This window comes from Promicromonospora sp. AC04 (assembly GCF_003058225.1).
GTDB lineage: Bacteria > Actinomycetota > Actinomycetes > Actinomycetales > Cellulomonadaceae > Promicromonospora.
Map to the genome: position 1 here is coordinate 381,634 of NZ_QBUG01000001.1, position 17,875 is coordinate 399,508.

General features: G+C 67.7%; 13 protein-coding genes. 9 read left to right on the top strand and 4 right to left on the bottom strand.

Annotated elements, in window-relative coordinates:
• Both C8K30_RS01625 and C8K30_RS01630 read right to left on the bottom strand, forming a co-directional pair.
• Positions 1-6,672: an RHS repeat domain-containing protein gene (locus C8K30_RS01625; RefSeq protein WP_146197298.1), complete on the bottom strand. Its 6,672-nt coding sequence runs from the start codon at positions 6,670-6,672 to the stop codon at positions 1-3.
• Positions 6,673-6,752: 80 nt separating this feature from the next.
• Positions 6,753-9,938 (bottom strand): LamG-like jellyroll fold domain-containing protein, encoded by a 3,186-nt coding sequence (locus tag C8K30_RS01630; protein WP_146197299.1) that lies wholly within the window; start codon positions 9,936-9,938, stop codon positions 6,753-6,755.
• A gap of 99 nt (positions 9,939-10,037) precedes the next feature.
• On the opposite strand from C8K30_RS01630, the gene C8K30_RS01635 reads away from it, so the two are divergent.
• Positions 10,038-10,667 carry a ClpP family protease gene (locus C8K30_RS01635; protein WP_108491138.1) on the top strand — a complete coding sequence of 210 codons (630 nt, stop codon included), beginning with the start codon at positions 10,038-10,040 and terminating at the stop codon, positions 10,665-10,667.
• Positions 10,664-11,251 carry a ClpP family protease gene (locus C8K30_RS01640; protein ID WP_108491139.1) on the top strand — a complete coding sequence of 196 codons (588 nt, stop codon included), beginning with the start codon at positions 10,664-10,666 and terminating at the stop codon, positions 11,249-11,251. The genes C8K30_RS01635 and C8K30_RS01640 overlap by 4 nt, the downstream gene beginning before the upstream one ends.
• A 72-nt stretch (positions 11,252-11,323) precedes the next feature.
• Here the strand turns inward: C8K30_RS01640 and C8K30_RS01645 are convergent, their stop codons facing one another.
• The gene (locus tag C8K30_RS01645; RefSeq protein ID WP_108491140.1) at positions 11,324-11,692 is read right to left on the bottom strand and encodes a helix-turn-helix domain-containing protein; all 369 of its coding nucleotides are present in this window, start codon (positions 11,690-11,692) and stop codon (positions 11,324-11,326) included.
• A 464-nt stretch (positions 11,693-12,156) separates the two neighbouring features.
• Here C8K30_RS01645 and C8K30_RS01650 point away from each other — a divergent pair, with 464 nt between their 5' ends.
• Both C8K30_RS01650 and C8K30_RS01655 read left to right on the top strand, forming a co-directional pair.
• Positions 12,157-12,405, top strand: coding sequence for a hypothetical protein (locus tag C8K30_RS01650; RefSeq protein WP_108491141.1), 249 nt, complete (start codon positions 12,157-12,159; stop codon positions 12,403-12,405).
• Between the two features lie 296 nt (positions 12,406-12,701).
• Positions 12,702-13,295 carry an HhH-GPD-type base excision DNA repair protein gene (locus C8K30_RS01655; protein ID WP_108491142.1) on the top strand — a complete coding sequence of 198 codons (594 nt, stop codon included), beginning with the start codon at positions 12,702-12,704 and terminating at the stop codon, positions 13,293-13,295.
• A gap of 19 nt (positions 13,296-13,314) precedes the next feature.
• Here the strand turns inward: C8K30_RS01655 and C8K30_RS01660 are convergent, their stop codons facing one another.
• Positions 13,315-13,791, bottom strand: coding sequence for a DUF1801 domain-containing protein (locus C8K30_RS01660; protein ID WP_108491143.1), 477 nt, complete (start codon positions 13,789-13,791; stop codon positions 13,315-13,317).
• A gap of 160 nt (positions 13,792-13,951) precedes the next feature.
• Between C8K30_RS01660 and C8K30_RS01665 the strand changes: the two genes are divergently transcribed.
• The 5 genes from C8K30_RS01665 to C8K30_RS01685 all read left to right on the top strand — a co-directional run bounded on the left by C8K30_RS01665 (position 13,952) and on the right by C8K30_RS01685 (position 17,874).
• Positions 13,952-14,611: a TetR/AcrR family transcriptional regulator gene (locus tag C8K30_RS01665; RefSeq protein ID WP_108491144.1), complete on the top strand. Its 660-nt coding sequence runs from the start codon at positions 13,952-13,954 to the stop codon at positions 14,609-14,611.
• Positions 14,612-14,690: 79 nt separating this feature from the next.
• On the top strand, positions 14,691-15,977 hold the full coding sequence (locus tag C8K30_RS01670; RefSeq protein ID WP_108491145.1) for a glycosyltransferase: 1,287 nt from the start codon (positions 14,691-14,693) through the stop codon (positions 15,975-15,977).
• A gap of 78 nt (positions 15,978-16,055) precedes the next feature.
• Positions 16,056-16,436 (top strand): helix-turn-helix domain-containing protein, encoded by a 381-nt coding sequence (locus tag C8K30_RS01675; protein ID WP_108491146.1) that lies wholly within the window; start codon positions 16,056-16,058, stop codon positions 16,434-16,436.
• Complete coding sequence (locus tag C8K30_RS01680; protein WP_108491147.1) at positions 16,433-17,032, top strand: PIN domain-containing protein; 600 nt, start codon at positions 16,433-16,435, stop codon at positions 17,030-17,032. Before C8K30_RS01675 ends, C8K30_RS01680 begins: the two co-directional genes overlap by 4 nt.
• Positions 17,033-17,094: 62 nt before the next feature.
• Positions 17,095-17,874 (top strand): hypothetical protein, encoded by a 780-nt coding sequence (locus C8K30_RS01685; RefSeq protein WP_108491148.1) that lies wholly within the window; start codon positions 17,095-17,097, stop codon positions 17,872-17,874.
• The last annotated feature ends 1 nt before the right edge of the window (position 17,875 follow it).

Below are 17,875 nucleotides of genomic sequence, written 5' to 3' on the forward strand. Positions count from 1 at the left end.
TCACCAGTCCCAAACGATTGGAGTGTGGTTTCCGAGGCTCTTCCTAGTTACCTCTTTCCCGTAGGGATCCACCCGATTGCCCGCCGCGTTTCGCATCTCGACGTGAGGGTCGCCACTGCCCGGAGCGTTAGGGCTCCCACGCTTGATCGTGAGCCGGACAACGCCGTTCTCGTCACGGTACTTTAATGGGCCATTCGCAGTCTGACTACGCGCCCATCCTTGCGATGCGCCGAACTCGTCGAGCTGCGATGACGTCGCTCGACCGCCCTGTGTGATCTGCCCAAGGGCAAAGTCAGCGTCGTACTTGACGAGCGCACCAGCCCCCTCGGCTACCTCGTCACTCTTCTTGGCGAAGTTGCCACCCGGGAGGGCAATGCCTGCAGCTGCCCATGCGGCTCCGCCGGTGGCGTCTTCGTAGACGGTGCAGCCCTTTTGGATGCAGGCCAGGTACAGACCCAACTGTGCGGCGTCAGGGAATGGGCTGACCCAGGCTGCCGCCCCGAGGGTTTGCTCGGTTTGCGGCGAGAACAGCCCGGCCATGATTGTGTATCCGTAGGTGTGCACGGGCCGTACAGGTGGTGAGTCATATAGACCCTGGTGATACTCATAGGTCCCGTCGTCCGTCGGAGGGTCAACGGGAGGATCGGAAGGGCACATTGATCCACAGCCACCGGGGCCGGACCCGCCGCCCCCGCAGTTGTTATGGCCGAAGCCGGCGCAGCTGCTGCCGTCGTCGCTGCGCTCATGAATGGGGCGCGGCTCCAGGCCGTCCGGGTCCGACAAAGTGGTGGGGTTGTTGTTGGAGTAGGAGTACGCGTTCCACTGCTGCGGATCAGTCAGGTCCATGACTGGGTCCACGCTGATGAACCGGCCCAACGCGGTGTCGTACATCCGCGCCCCGACAGCGGTCAGCCCGGTGGCATCCAGGGGCTTGTCGAGGAATGCGTGGTCCCCGTTCCACCCATCCTCAGCGCCGGACGCCCCGCGCACGACTCCGAACGGGTCGGTGTACTTGCGGGTGGTGGTGTTGTTGAGGTTGGTGATCTGCGCCTGACCGGTGTTGTGGTGGTCGGGCACGATCGTGATGATCTGGTCGGTCAGCATCCCGATCCGCATCGCGATGGTCTTGCCACCGATCGCGTAGTACCGGGTCGCCTTGGTCTGACCAGTAGTGCGGTCCAGCACCAACTCTTGCCCGCCGGGCAGGTAGACCGTGGTCGTGGCCCCCTGCTCGCCGGTCTGGTGCCGGATCAGCCGCTCACCATCGGCGGTGTATACGTACTTGTCCCCGTCAGCGGTCTCCACCTCAGAGACGGTTCCGTCACCGTTCTGGTCGGACGCGACACTGGCGAGCTCCCCCTCGGCGTCCCACGTCAGTGCCTGTGCGGCCTGCCCGGCGACGGTGCGTCCGGTCATGTTCCCGGAGTCGTCGTAGGCGAACGACGAGGTCCCGACCCCGGCACCGGTCGCCGTCACCCCGGTGACCGCGTGCGGCCGCTCCACCCCCGCCCCTGAGGTCGGGTAGGCGTAGGTCGAGGTCGTCGACGACGACGCTGTACCACCCGAAACAGCCGTCCGGGTCACGGCCCGGGTCCGGTTACCGATCGCGTCGTAGTTGTAGGTGTTCCAGTACGGCGCGCCCCCGCCCAACACCGTCGAAGACGTCGGGGACGCCACACAGTCCCCGTTGGACGGCGTCCACGCCTGGGTCAGGCGGCGCGCCCAGTCGTATCGGTAGCACTGCCGGTCAGCCGGCTGGCCACCGTTCGCCGCGTCGGGCACGTCCTTGACCGAGGTCAGGTTCCCGGCGTCGTCCCAGGCATAGGCGGCATCGACCAGCGAGTCGATGCTGCCATCGGACTGCTCCGCAGACTGCGTCGTCCTGACCAGACGACGTGTGCCCTTCTCGTAGATCAGATAGTGCTGGTACGTGAACGCAGCACCCAGGTCCATGTACGTGACCTCACCGAACGGCGAGTACGTTATGGCCGCCACATAGATGCCAAAACTTCCCGCTCCGGACAACCGGCTCGGCTGGTTCGCGTCGTTGTAGCCCACCTGTGTCGTCTCGGCCGGCAGCTGTGCCGCCGCCGGGATCATGGTCTCGTTCGGACGGCCATCCTGGGTGTAGGTGTAGCCCGTTGTGTACGAGGTGCCCGCCAGGCTGCCTAGCGACGCCACGTTCGGCGGCAGGGTTACCTTCTGGCCGGTCGGCTGGTAGTCGTTGGAGTACCCGGTGATCGTGGTGGTGTAGTCGGCGCCGGCCTCCACGCGAGTGCTGGAGGTGAGCTGACCCTTCTGGACGGTGTCGTAAGCCCACTTGGCGCGCACCGTGCCGTCGGTGCCGCCCGCCCGCTGCGTGAGCTTCCGGTCCAGGGCGTCGTAGGTGTACCCCAGGATCTGGTTGCGGGCGTCCGTCGTGGTCAGGACGTTGCCCACCTCGTCATAGGTGGTCTCCGTGGTGCCCTTGTCGGGGTCGGTCGTGCTGGTCTGCCGCCCGCGGAGGTCGTACTCGTAGGACCACTCGTTGCCCGCGTCGTCGGTCACCGTCTCCAAGCGGTTCGCGTGGTCGTACTTGTACTTGGTGTTGTGGGAGGTGCCGGTGTGGGTAGCGCCCTCGTACTGGCGCAGCTCGACCGTGTTGCCTCGAGCGTCGTTGATCGTGGAGGTCGGGGTACCGCCCACCGGTGGGTTCACGTGCACGCGGTCACCCGCGTAGGTCGTGGTCGTGGTCCAGGTCGGGTCGTAGTTTCCGTCGGTGTCAGGCGCGTTGTCCTCACCCACGTAGAACGTCTCGTCCACCGCGCGCCCGGCACCATCGAACTGGGTGACCGTGCGCGCCGGAACGGCCCCGTCGGGGCGGGCGAGTGTCGTGACCGGCGGGTTGGTGTTGAACCAGCCATCGTTCGTCTTGATCGGCAGGTTTCGCGAGTCGTAGATTGTGTCAGTCAGCACGCGCCCAGGCTCGTGGACGGACGCCGAGGGCGCCTGGGTCTGGATGGTGCGGAGCAGCCCGTCGAAGATCTGGGTCGACTTCGTGTATGCGGACGCATCATGGTTCAGCGTCTCGGTGATCACGGCGTTCATGCCCGTGGTGCGCACCCAGTACGCGTACTTCGTGTTCGGGGTGGCGGTGGCCTGTGGGCGGCCCGGCTCCCAGACCTGCTTGAGCCTCCCCAACACGTCGTACGTGCCGGAGGTGACTTTGCCATTCGGGTCGGTGACCTTGACCGGAGAGCCCCAGGCCGGGTCCACCTCGGTAATCGTCTCGTGCGCCGTAAGTGCGCCAGTACCGTCCGGGTCCGGGCTCTTCACGGTCGTGCGCGTGTTCAACCCGGCGGCGGTGTCCACATAGGCCGTCTCGGTGACCCGGAGCTTGGGATCGGTGACACGCAAAGGTCGTGCGTACCCGGTCCCGACAGGCTCGTAGGCCGTCGTAGTAGCCAGGTACTTCGGTGTGGTTCCTTCGTAGTGGTCCACCTCCTCCACGCGGGTGACCAGGCCTCGCGACGGGGCCTCCCCGAGGTCCTTGCCGTCGTACGCGTACCGCACGTCGGAGACCGCCTGGTCCGGCAAGGTGGGAGTCTGGTCGCACCGCACACCAACGACTTCTTGCTGCTCCACCAGCGTCAGCTGGTTGGATTCCAGCACTGACGGACTCGTGTTGGTGTCAAGCAGGTACGTGGTGGTCGTGCAGGTCTCGTCGCCTGTCGTGCTGGTGTCACCCCGGTCAGACGCCTTGCGCAGCCGGCCAAAGGAGTCGAACTCGTTGTTGACCTGGGTGACCATCTGACCGCTGGTCCGTTCCGGCGCACGCGTGGTAGTCACCACGGAACTGACCCCGGTGTGAAACGCCTTGTTGGTGCTGTCGACCGGATCCGTCGCGGTCGAGGACGATCGCCACGGCGTGCTCACCGTCGAGGAGACCTGGGTTGAGCCCTCGGCGTCCTGATAGGTGATCTCCTCACGCACCATGCCTGCGTACTGGTCCAGGTCGTCGATCTCGTCGACCTTCTCTGCCTTGACGGTGTTGCCAAGCCGGTCGCCCCTGTCACCGTTCATCCCGCGGAAGTACCGATACGCCGTGCGCAGCCGCGGCGCGTTCGCATCGCCCGTATCGCCGGTGTACACGTCCACGCGGGAGTACCCGCGCAGCTCACCCCAGGTACGTTCTTTCGGCTTGACCAGCTCGTTGTCGTCGTAGTGCCACGCCGGACCACCGGTGTAGACGAAGTCCGTGGTCACCGGCGTGCCACCGATCGCCGAGCCCGCCGACTCCGTCATCCGCTCGACCCGGTAGTGATGGAAGTACTGCTCCGTGGCTGTCTCAACGCCCGGCGGGGTAAAGAACACCGGCATGCATCGCTTGGTGTTGGTCCACGGATTGGCCGGAAGGTTCGTGGGAGAACACTCCGTCTCCGAGTAGTCGAGGCCTATGACGCCGCCCGACTCTGACAGGATCGTGGCCACGCGCAGCCGCGTCATCGCAGTGGCGCCGTCCGTGCCGATGCCGTTGACCCGGTTCTGCAGCTGCTCACTCGTGAACGTGACCGCAGGCAGAGCGATGTCGTCGGCATCGTCGTTGTTGCCGCCCAGGCCCGTGTGAGTGAGCTTGTCCAGCCACACGGTCGGCATCGAGTCGCTCACCGTCGGCATCGTCTGGGTCAGACCCCACTTGTCGACACCCATCAGGGTGCCGTTAGACCGGATCTGGGTGGTGATCCCTGTCATGCGGAACCGGTCGAAGAAGACCTGGCTCTGCACGTCTGGGCAAGTCGTGCTCGAGGTGCACACCTGGTCTAGGGGCAGATCGGGCCAGTGCGAGCCATGCTCCACGGTCCGGTCCTCCGCCGCGCACGTGAACGTGCTGGTCGGGATGCACCGCTCGTCGTAGGAGAACGCCACGCGAGCCGGGGCTGCGGCCGTCGAGCCGGCCAACGTGCCGTACTCGATCGAGGCCAAGCGGCCACCGGTGATGTACTGCGTGACGCCACCGTTGTTGTTGTGCCCGTACCGGTTGACCTCGCGGTTGTACGTGTAGGTCATCGAGTTGCCGCGCGTGTCCTCGACGTAGTCGAGCATCCACCGCCAGCCCATCGTGCAGGCCGAGCCCGAGAACGTGGTCGCGTGGCACGGCTCGCCGTCGTGGTTGCCGTATACGCGCGCATAGAAGACCGAGCCCAGCGCTTTCGAGCTGCTGCCCCGCCCGAAGTAGTACTTGGTGCCGTCATCGGTGGTGACGACCCAGTGCTCTCCGGTACTGGTCCCGTCCTCGCCCTCGCCCCAGCCGCCGGTGGCGCGGGTGACTTTGGTGTTGTCGTCGTTCTTCGGGCGCCACGTGTTGCTCGCGCCGTCGCGCACCAGCTCGGTAGCGCTGCCGTTGAACACGAGCGTCGCGTTGTTGCTCTTCCAGCACAGGTCGCCCGTGTCACGCGTCGCGTTGTTCGGCGGCACACTGTTCTGGTCCTGCTGGTCCTCCATGCACGGCACGTACTTGCGCTCCACGTACCCCGAGACGTTCGCCTCCCAGCCGTCACCGACCTGAGAGGACTGGGTGTTGCTGGAGGCGACCTTGCCGTCCAGCGACGCCGACGAGTAAGCCAGGGACAGTTCCGGCGAGAGCCCACCCGGCACCGGAGGTGTCCGCATCGGGTAGGACCAGGTAAAGCCACCGGTCTGCTCGGAAACATCCCACGAAGCCGACGATGACAGCGACGACGCGGCCCAGTCCCCGTTCGGGCCCTCCTCCTCGGCAAGCAGAGCCACAACCGTCGGGCCCGTCGCGGAGGTGGTGTCGACAGTCGAGAGCGCCGCGGCGTCCGCTGAGTCTTCAGCAGGGACGTCGACCTCACCGGACAGGATGATCCCGCCCGACGTCGCGTCGCTGCTGCGCTGGTCGTCCAGCTCGACACCCTCGATCGGGACTCGCGCCTGGCACTCCTCCAGCTCAGGCGTGCTCAAGGCGCACTGCGGCAGCTGCACCAGCGTCAGTCGGGAGACCAGGTCCGCGCCGGCGTCGGCGAGGAACGAGACATCCACACCCACCCGCACGCGAGTGCTCTCATCAGTCGCCGCAGTAGGGGCAGCAGAAGTGCCAGTGCGCGCGGCGGACCCAGCCGATTCGACGTGATCCAGCGTGATCACGCCGCCGATGGCTCCGACCTGCGTCGCGACCGACCGCGACTCGTGCTCCACGTGGACATCGCCGCCCGCCGCAGCAGCGCTGCGGGCGGCCGCCGTCTTGCTGCTGGCCTGCTCGGCAGCGACCGACTCGATCTGGACCGGGAGCCCGCCCGCCTGGCCTTCGGCAGCATCGGCTGCCTGGTCCGGCAGCGTCAGGGTGACCTCGCCCGCAGCAGGCCACACCACCGGCGCGGCCTCGACTCGGGCCTCCGGGGTGTCCTCATAGCCCGTCGCCTCAGGCTCGGGGGCATCCGGGTCAACGTCAGTTGCTGGAATTGACGTCTCCTCAGAGGCGAGCGCGGGGTCCTGCATGTCCTGACCGTGGTCGATCCGCTGCTGATCGGTCCAGCCCGAACGGTCGTCATAAGCTCCGGCTGCGTAGGCAGGAACCGTTCCCGAACCCACCAGCGTGACGGCGATCGTCCCGGCCACCACGCTCAGTCGCACCCTGCGTACCGCTGCCCGCATCCTGGCACTGCTCCTGCTCAAGGACGTCTCCCCTGGAATCGCTGTCGAAAGAACCACTGACAACTTGCTGCCGCCGCTGGGCCTTCTGGTGCACCCTCGGATCACGGGGTTTGCTTCCCGGAGCAGATCCGCTGGAGCTTCGCGGTCTCGTCGTCCTCGGGGCCTACGCCGAGCACCTGGTTCTCATACACACGGACCTCGTCGATCGCGCCCTTGAACCGCCACATCGGGACGCCGTCTTTCACCCCGGAACCGAGGCGCAGCTGACCGTCGGCGGTCCAAGCCGGTATGACTGACGGGTCTTTCGCCGGGTCGGAGCGAGTGACGACGTGCTGACTGTTAGGGCCGGCAGGGCAGGCGTAGGCGTAGATCTTGTTGGTGGCCGCGTCATGCACGCCCACCACGCTGGCCCACTCGCCCACCGTCACGGGCACGTCCACAAAGGCGATCACGTTGTCCCCGCTCGGCTCATCCTTCTCCACCATCCAGAACGCCCAGCACGGATCGGGCACCGTCGGGCATAACGACGATGTCGACAGACCCAGGTGGAAGCTCCCGATGTGCTCTCCCTCCTGGGTGATCGCGGCGGCCGAGCCCGTCACCTCGCTCGGACGCAGGAACGCCGAGATCGAGAACGACTGGTCCACCCCAACCACCGGTCCTGGGGACCTGGCCACGTCACCGGCTTCATCGAACACGAGAGCGCCGTCGGGCACACCACCGGTCTCGGGTGTGGATTCAGGCGGGTACGTCGCGCCAACGCCCCGATGGCCCCAGTCCCAACCCACCGTCGAGGTTCTGGTGAGGCCTCCGGTCCCGGAACCGGGCAGCGAGTTGGTTGCCACCAGCGGCGGTGTGGTCTGCCAACCGATGTCGTTGAACCACCAGGCTCCGGTGGCATGCGGGAAGGATACGTAGAAGTCATAGAAGGTGATGCCCGAGGAGCGCCCCGAAGAGTCCCAGGCCTCCGCAGCAAGGTAGTTGTGGCCAGCTCGCGTCACCGGCAATTCCAAGACCTGCGAGGAGTGGCCCGGGTCGACAGCCACCTCTTTCGACGGATCGGATGTGTTCAGGCCGTACTTGAACTTGACGACGTCGCTGGACCCGTTAGGCGACAACGTGAACTTGATGTCCGTGCCCACACCGCCCGACACGACCCCAGTCGGGTAGTTCGAACTGGTGATCTTCGGGTCGTTCGGGTTGGTCCCATCAACTCGGAACCGGCACGACGGGACCTCATCCCACGAAAGCACCCTGGTGGTCTCGACGATCGAGTCCTCGGACTTGGCCCGCGCCTGCCAGCGGTACTCCTTGTTGACCACCACACCAGGAGTCACCGTCGCGGTAGCGTCCACGCCCGGCCCCACGGGGCCTCGCCAACTCGACTGCCACACCTGTTCACCCGTCAGGGCCACCACCCGGAACTGGAGGTACACCTGGGTACCGTCCGGGTCACTGGTCCGTGCCTCCAGCGTCGGCCTGTTGGTGCGGAGCACCGGCCGATTCTCGCCCTGGTAGCAGTCATAGTCCGGCGATGCGCCGCCCTCGTCGTTCTTGATGTCCATCGCGGACTCGCTCGGCGCCAGCGGCGGCCGGTCGTAGCTGATCCGCAGCGCTCCGGAGTCGCCCTGGTACTGCTTCCACCAGGTCATGCTCGACTCGTTCGCAGCCTGCAGCCCGATCGCGATCCACGACTCGTCCGCATTCGCCTGGACCTTGGCCCTGGTCGTGAAGTCGAACTCCGCCCGACCGCTCGAGCACCCGGCCCGGTGCGTCCCCGTCCAGGTGTCCTGCACCGGACCCCAGTCGGGCTGGTTGTTCCACGTCGTCGCACTGCTGATCCGGCCCGTCGCATAAGCGTTGACCTGCCTGTCAGAGCAGTCCCAGCTCGTAGTCCCGGCCACGCCGAACTCAGCCTCGACGATGTCGGCGCCGTCGAGCTCAGCGAGGTAGGTGCCGTTGTTGTCCAGGGAGAAGAACTCGAACAGCAGCCGCTCGGTGTTCTCCACGCCAGCGCACCGAGCGTCCCAGCTCGGGTTGCAGAAGCCCAAACCCTCAGAACCCTCGTAGTTGAACGTCGCCGTGGTCGGCCAGTGGCTTTGCACCATCGCGTAGCGAGCCGGGGTGTGCGCGCCCATCTCCGGGTCGAGGTAGTAGGGCGCGACGCTGCCCGGCGCGGTCAGCGCTGCGCCGTCCGCCACAACCGTGAAGGCGTCGTCGGAGAGCTGCACCTCCATCGCGGCGACGTTGTCGCCCAGGACCGGCTGCTCCACCCGATCCTGCGTGTCGTCCTCAACCACGACCCGGGCCGTCGCGGCACCCGCACCCGCACCGGCTTGGTCGCCACCAGCGCTGTCCCACATCAGGGCGGGACCCGAGGTGAACCGCGGCGTCCCGTCCGACTTCACGATCTCGAACCCGCCCTCGTTCTCCTGCAGGGTCAGGCCCACGGACGTCTCCAGCGGGAAGTCGAGCCCCACTTCGCCCACCGGGTCGCCCGTCCGGGCGGCCAAGGTCTCCAGCGCGGCGGCGTCCTCCAGCCGCACGACCGGCGTCACCGAGGTGCCCTGACCGTTCAGCGAAGCGACCAGCGATATCCCCTCACCTAGGTCGTACGACACGCGGTCGCCTTCTACGGCGACTGCTCCCGTGATCGGCAGCGACCCCGAGAACATCCGCACCTGATCGCCGTCGGGCCCGATGATCGCCAGCGGCAGGTCCGCACCCGCTGCACCGCCCGGGTTCAGCCAGATCGGCTCCACACCACCGGTGACGGCAAGCATCCCCGTGGCAGCGTCCGGGGTCGTGGCTACCCGGACGTCGACGGGCGCCCATGCCCCATCACCGTCCGAGTCCTGGCGAACTGCCGACACCGCCGTCTCGACCGCGACGTCGCCCGTGGCAGCCTCCACCACCGCCGTCTGCCAGGGAGTCAGCGAGTCGGTCACCGTGACATCGGTGCCACACTCGGCAGCGAGCGCCTCTGCCTCCCCGACCGAGCCCGCCTCGAGAGCCGCGCAGTCCGCCTCGGCCGACGCCGGGATCGCCGCGGCGGGCTCCACCACGGCCGCCGGCACGCTCACCGAAGCACCGAACGACAAGGTCGCGCAAAGCGCCACCGCTGCCGCCCGTCGCAGACGCCCACCCGCAGGCCTCGACATAGCCACCACTGCCATAGGTGCTCCCACAGTTGACAAAGGCGCCGCCAGGATCGCGGAACCAAGACGGCCAGAACCTACCGAGTCGGACAAGTCGTAAAATCGTTTCGATACCGTTTTTTCGCGCACTTCACCCGGGTGAACTCGCTCCGCGCCCGCTGCTCAGAGCAGTGCTGCTGTCGGCAGATCCGGCCCCCTGGGGCCCGCTCCGGGATGCACGGTGGGGTCATGACTGAATCAACCAAGGTGCCGACGTTCGGCGAAAGCTCACGGCGCGAGCTCTACGAGCGCCGCGTCCTAGTCCTCGACGGACCGCTGGATGACGACAACGGAACGCTCCTGATGACGCAGCTGATCGCGCTGGCCACCGAGGACCCGTCGTCCGACATCGACCTGTGGATCCATTCCCCGGGCGGATCGGTGCCGGCGATGCTGGCCATCCGCGACATCATGCGGACCATCCCCAACGATGTGTCGACGCTCGTGCTGGGCATCGCCTACAGCGCGGGGCAGTTCCTCCTCTCGGCGGGAACTCCCGGCAAACGCCGTGCACTGCCGAACGCACGGGTCCTGATGCACCAGGGGTCCGCGGGGATCGCGGGCACCGCCGTCGACATCGAGCTGCAGGCGGACGACCTTCGACACACCCGCGACACCGTCTTGCGGCTCATCTCCGAGGACACCGGGCAGCCGATCGAGCGGATCTTCGAGGACTCGCTGCACGACCACTGGTACACGGCCGACGAGGCTCGCGAGTTCGGGTTCATCGACACGATCGTGCAGAGCTTCGAGGGCATCAGGCCGCGCGATCGCGAACGGACAGGATTCACCACGGCAGCCGAGGGGAATGCACGATGAGCAGCTACACCATCCCGAACGTCATCGCAGCGCACCCACGCGGCGAGCGGATCATGGACGTCTACTCGCAGCTTCTCAGCGAACGGATCATCTACCTGGGCACCGCGATCGACTCCGGCGTCGCCAACGCCCTGATCGCACAGCTGATCCACCTGGAGTCCAGCAACCCGGACAGTGACATCCAGCTCTACGTCAACTGCGAGGGCGGAGACCCGAGCGCCGGGATGGCGATCTACGACACCATGCGCTACATCCGGCCCCAGGTGTCGACCACGTGCGTCGGGCAGGCCGTCGCGGTCGGCGCAGTGCTCCTCGCGGCTGGTGCCGAGGCAAAGCGGGCGGCGCTCCCGCACGCACGGGTCATCCTGCACCAGCCCGCAGCGCAGGGCCGCGGCGCGATCCCGGACCTGATCCTGCAGGCCGACGAGGTCGTTCGTATCCGTGCGGACATGGAGGCTGCGCTCTCCCAGCACACGGGGCAGAGCATCGACACGCTCCGCGCCGACACCGATCGCGACCGCATCTTCACCGCCGGCGCCGCGCGTGACTACGGCCTCCTGGACCACGTGATCGACCAGCGATGACACCGAGGGACGATGTGGGGCACGACGCCGAGCGATAACGGCGCGTAGGTCACGGGCCGGACGGTCCGTGACCTACGCCGCCAGCGCGAAGGCCGCCTTGCAGGTCGGCTGCTGCGAGGTCCCGCGAACGATGACCAGGCGATCGGCGACAGCGAGGACCAGATCGACCAACGTGACATCCAGCGCGCCCGTGATCGCAGCGATCATCTCGCTCGACGGCTCCTTGACGCCACGCTCGATCTCCGAGAGGTACTGCGGTGAGATCCCGGCGCGACGTGCGGTCCGGTCAAGGGTCTCGCCTCGCACGTGACGCAGATGCCTCAGGCGTTCACCAACCATGTGCCGCCACAGCGGCTCTCGTTTCGTCGTCGACGACGGGGTGCCAGCCCCCTGGGGCACCCCGTCGCGCCCTGGGCGCGGAGGCGGAACGGTTTCGGCCATGCCTGAGAGTAGAACCGCCCGTCCGACGGGCGGTGGCGGTTCTGCTGAGAGCAGCGGCCTGATTGGGCAATAGGGAAACGTGGCTACCAAGCCTATGGAACAGACAGACCTGCTAGGCGCGCCCCGTCCGTGCACACGCCGTCGTATGCATCGGCGCACCAGGCAACTCTCGTCCTAGCCTTGGCCTATGAGCGTCGATCGGAGCGACCTGTACGACCTCGTGAACGAGCTGCCGCCGGAGCAGTTGCCGTTCGCGATGGCCGACCTGCGCCGCCGTCTGAACCGCCCTCGTGTCGTCAGCTCGACCCCGTTCGCCTGGGTAGGAGCGACCACCAACAGCCCCGTAGGAGACGGAGGGGCATATTGCTACAGTTCACGGGCCTGCGGGAGGCTGACCAGGAACTCGGTACAAGCCCAATCGCACTCCGATCGGCGATCGAGCCCGACAGGAGCATCGCTTAACCATGGAGCGCAAGGTCAGTGAGATCGGCGGCTATCGCTTTCTGGGCTGGGGGCCTGCCGCTACGGGCGCAACACTTGACTGGGCCATGCACCCTGACATGTTCGGGCGCTGCAGTCGATGCAACGATCTGGTCAGTCTCGACCCCCACCTCGACGAGACCTGCCGCTGCGGCCGGCTGACCAAGGACTCCGGACGATTCGGCTCCGTAGACGGCGACGAGAGCATCGCGATCTACACCAACAGGTCGTAGCCGTCGCATCCATTCCGCTCGGCCCAGCCCTGCAATGCCAGTGCCGCACGGGTGCGGACACGGCGAGCAGCAGCCGTCGCCAAGCGTCAGCATCGCCGAAGGCACCATCACCGACCTCTCGAACGTATACAGAATCACCTCACCTGTAGACAGTTAGGAGTGTTCGCTGTGTAGGGACGGCATGATCGCTGTCTGCCCGGCTAGGCACCGGCCGTGCCTCAGTTCGCCCAGTCTCGGCGAGTCACTGGTGCTCGCTCCAGAGCAACGGCGAGCACCCGATCAGGCAAGATGGAGACATGGCTACCGAGCTCTGGATCACCGGCGACCCCGACACGGACCGACTGCTGAGCGACGACCCGTTCGCCCTGCTCGTCGGGATGCTGCTAGATCAGCAGTTCCCGATGGAGCACGCCTTCGCCGGCCCAGGCAAGATCCGCGACCGCATGGGCACCTTCGACGTGCGCGCGATCGCCGACGCCGACCCCGACGAGTTCGTGACGATGGCGACCACTCCCCCGGCGATCCACCGCTACGGCCGGTCCATGGCCGGCCGCGTGCTGGAGCTCGCGCACACGATCGTCGACGAGTACGACGGCGACGCCGCGAAGATCTGGACCGCTCCCGGCGCCGACGGCGGCGCCCCGACCGGCCGTGAGGTGCTCAAGCGGCTCAACGCCCTGCCCGGCTACGGGGAGCGCAAGGCCAAGATCTTCCTCGCCCTGCTCGGCAAGCAGCGCGGCGTCCAGCCGGAGGGCTGGCGCGAGGCGGCGGGCGAGTTCGGCGAGGAGGGCTCGCACCGCTCGATCGCCGACGTGACCAGCGCCGAGGCGCTGCTCGAGGTCCGCGCGTTCAAGAAGGCCCAGAAGGCCGCGGCCAAGAACGCCGGCTGACCGTGCGGACGGCGCGACGCTAGCGCACGGCCTGCTCGACCAGCGCCGCGAGCGCCTTCTCGGTCTCGTCGTTCAGCTCGGTCAACGCGTACGACGTCGGCCACAGACCGCTCCTGTCGTCTAGGTTCGCTTCCGCGCTGAACCCGAACGTCGAATAGCGCTCCTTGTCCATCTGCCCGCTCCGGAAGAAGCACACCACCTTCCCGTTGCTGGCATAGCCCGGCTGCCCGTAGTACAGCTTCGGAGCCAGCCCAGGGGCGGCACCGGTCACGACGGCGTGCACGCGCTCGGCGAGCACACGGTCCGACTCCGGCATCTCGGCGATCTTCGCGAGCACTGCCGCCTCGTCGGCCACCGCCTTCTCCGCGCCACGACCACGCCGGGCTTCCGCCCTCAGCTCCGCGGCCCGCGACTTGATCGCCGCACGCTCCTGCTCGGAGAAACCCTCCGCGGACGAGCCGCTCTTGTTCTTCCCGCCGTCGCCAGCCGTGCCCATAGCCGTTGCTCCCTCGATCGCGTCTCGGTGACAGTGCTTTCACGCTAGATGCCGTGTGCGCATCAGGCTTCTCGATTCCTGACCATCGGGCTTGACTACGGCATGCCCCGGCGAAACACTGTGACAGTTATCGTCGCAGTGTCACAGTCGGGAGAGAACCATGGTCGACAGCAGCAGACGCCGGGACGCGCTGCTCGACGCCGCCGTCGGGCTGCTGCTGAGCCGCGGGTACGACAAGCTCACCATGGTCGACGTCGCCGAGGCGGCCGACCTGAGCCGGACGATCGTCTACCGGCACTTCGCCTCGAAGCGCGAGCTCGTCGACGCCGTGGCGAAGCGAGCGCTGGCCGACTACGCCGTCGGCTGGCGCAAGGGGCTACGCGACGAGCCGACGCCGGGAACGCCGGCGAGCATCTACCGGGCGGGCTTCCGGCTCGTGGCCCGCGACCCGCTGCTGACCGCGATCGCCACCCGGGACCGCGACGTGTTCGGCCGCTATCTGCGAGACCCGGACGCCACCATGCCGGGTCCAGCGGGGCCGGGGTTCCTCGGCGACTTCCTCGACATGCAGCAGCAGGCAGGCGTCGTCCGGCAGGGTGTCGACCTCGCGTCGGTCGCCGTCGTCCTGGAGGCCCTGACCGCCGCGATCATGCGCGCCATCCAGGACCACCAGGACCGCCCGGACAGCCCGTCCCCCGAGGCCCTGATCGACACCGTCACCGAGATGATCGACCGGATGCTGACGCCGGACGACCCGGACACCGAGGCCGCCATGGCGCTCATCGACGGCCTGCTCGACAAGAAGAACACCACCACGTAGGCCGAGCCCGCCACGCCCTACAGCTCGGCGAGCTCGACCATCGATAGGTCCTGAGACACAACCTCGAGGAAGGACTCCCATGCAGATCACGATCCTCACCGCGGGCTCGCGCGGCGACGTCGAGCCGCTGTTCGGCCTGGCCCTCGCGCTCCGCGAGCTGGGGCACCACCCCACCGTCGTCGGCTCGCCGGACTTCGCGGGCCTCGCCGCGTCGTACGGCGCGGACTTCGAGTCGTTCGGCCCGCCGCTGCCGTCGTACGCGGACAACCCCGAGCTCGTCGAGCTCGTGGAGTCGGGCAACATGCTCAAGTTCATGGCCTACGGCGCGAAGGCCCGCAAGGAGTACCTCCCGCAGGTCATCAGCGACATCTGGCGCGTGACGAAGAACAGCGAGGCCATGCTCTACAAGGGTCCGACGTCGCTGTACGGCTACAGCGTGGCCGAGAAGCTAGGTATCCCGTGCGCCGACCTCCAGTTCTTCCCGGTCACGCCCACCCGGGAGTTCCCGAACTTCTTCCTCGGCCAGGGGCGCAGCCGCGGCGCCCTGCTGGACCGGGCCGGCTGGTGGGGCGCCGACCAGATGATCTGGCGCATGATGCAGCGCCCCGGGGTGAACCGCCAGCGCCGCGAGATCCTCGGCCTGCCGCCGCTGCGGACGAACGCGCGCGTGCTCCATGACCGGCAGGGCATGCCGCTGTACTACGCGTACAGCCCGCTCGTCCTGCCGCGCCCGGCCGACTGGCACCCGCGGATCCACGTCACCGGATACCTGCCGACCAGCGCTCCGGCCGGCTGGGAACCGCCAGCGGACCTCGCGCAGTTCCTCGATGACGGCGAACCGCCCGTCTCGTTCGGCCTCGGCAGTGTCCCTACGGGCCACCCGAGCCGGCTGGTCGACGCGTTCCTGGAGGCGTTGGACCGCACCGGACGCCGGGGCATCCTGATCGGCGGCTGGGCCAAGCTCGGCCTCGACCGCGAGCTCCCCGACCACGTGCTGCGGATCGACTCGGCCCCGTACGACTGGCTGTTCCCCCGCCTCGCGGCGGCGGTCCACCACGGCGGCGCCGGGACGACGGCGGCCGGCCTGCGCGCCGGCATCCCGACGATCATCACGCCGGTGGCGGTGGACCAGTTCAACTGGGGCCACCGGGTCGCCGAGCTCGGTGTCGGGCCAGAGCCCATCTCGATCAAGAAGCTGGACGCCGACCGGCTCACCGCTGCGATCACCCAGGCCACCACCGACGAGGCGATGCGCGAGCGGGCGGCCGACCTCAGGGTGAGGCTGCAGCAGGAGGACGGCATCGGCCGGACGGCGGAGCTGTTCACGGAGTACCTGCGCACGGCCCCGGCGCGGGTGGCGCGCTGAGCACGTCTCTTGCCTCAACGGCAGTAGCTATTTACAGTTGGAGCAGATATTGCAGTTGGAGCAGATAGGAGTCGGGCCATGAGCGACCTACTGGCACGTGATGCGGCTGCGCTGCACCGTGCCCTGGAGCAGGGCGGCGACGAGGTGCGGGTGTCCGTGTCCCGGTCGACCGCCGAGCTCTTGGCTCAGCTCATGGACGCACGTGCACAGGGGCGTCTGGTGGTCTCTCAGAACGAAGACGAGGCCACCCCAGCTCAGGCCGCCGCGATGCTGGGAGTGTCCCGGCCACAGGTCCGCCGCCTGATGGACCAGGGCGCGCTCGAGTTCCGGAAGGTCGGCACCCACCACCGCATCCCGGTCGTGTCGATCCAGGCGTTCCGGGCCGCAGAGCGCTCGCGCCGCGCGCCGGCCCTGGCCGAGCTGGCCGACCTGCAGAACGAGCTGGGCCTGACCGAGTGAGCCACCCCGGCACCGCAGCCCGACCTGTCCGGGTCGTCCTGACAGACGCGAACGTGCTGTACTCGCGGGTCCTTCGTGACTATCTGCTGTATGCGGCTGACCAGGAGCTGATCTTCATCACCTGGAGCGCAGAGATCTTGGACGAGATGACCGAGCATCTGCAAGCCAACGTGGCGTCGTTCACCGCCGAGTCCAGCCAACGACTGATCAAGGCGATGAACAACGCCTTTCCGTACGCTCAGGTCGCCATCACTGCCGAGGCACTGTCCGAGGTCGCCGAGCTTGACCTGCCCGACGAGGACGACCGACACGTCTTGGCGGCCGCAGTCGCGGCCGAAGCTCAGGTGCTGTGCACCAGCAACCTCAAGGATTTCCCCACCGACGTGGTCGCTCGCCTCGGCGCCAACGTCATGCACCCCGACCTGCTCTTGTCGTGGCTCGTGCGCGACAAGCCGGACGAGATGCACCTCGTACATGACACCGCCGTCGCCCGCCTGCCAGGCGCTACAGACGCGTCGACCGTCGCTGCGCTACGGCGAGCCGGAGCCCCGGCCACCGCCGAGCTGATGGCCCGCATCCTCGAGCCCCTCGACTGACGGACGGCGCCGGCCGACGGCGGAACCGATCGTGTCGGTGGCGGGCGGTAGCGTCCCGCACCATGGTGAATATCGACGAGAAGATCGCCCGGCTCCGCTCCGCCGCGGAGACCGGCGAGCCTGACGCCGCCCGGGAGCTTGGGCGGCTGCTGTCCCTGACCGTCACGGACCCCGCGGAGCCCGGCGACGGCGAGCCGGAGTTCCCCGAGGAGCGCTGGCTGCGCGCCGCCGTAGCAGCGCGGCCCGACGACGTCGAGGCGCTGACGCTGCTGGCCGGACGCCTGGCCGCGCAGGTCTCCCACTGGGAGAACTACTGGGCCAACAATCCCGATGGCATGGCGGCCGACGGCAAGGACGAGTCCACCATCGAACAGTTGCAGACCGAAGTGAGAGACCTGCACGCGCGGATCCTCGCAGCAGGTCCGCCTGCCCCCGCCGGGCCCGGCCTCGACAGGCTGGCAGAGCTCCTCGACACCCGCGATACCGAGTCCGTCGTCACCGCGCCCTACAGCTTCTACGCGCTGGAGGACGAGGGCGGAGGCGGGTCCATGGTCTACACCCTGACCTTCATCGCGACCGACCCCGACGAGATCCGCTGGGCGTGCGACCAGTGGCTCACGCTCTCCGAGGGCGGGATGGGCGAGCTCAGCTTTAGCACCTACGTGGACGGCGCGGAGACGAGCCGAGTCGATCTCGATGAGCATCGCGACGGCGCGAGCGTCTCCTGGGACAGCGTCCCCGTTCCCGAGCTGACGGGCACCCTGCTGCCCGCCGGGCTGCCCGTCAGTGGTGCCAGGTACTCGACCGTCGCGTACTACGGGGTCGCCCTCGCCGGCGGCTGAC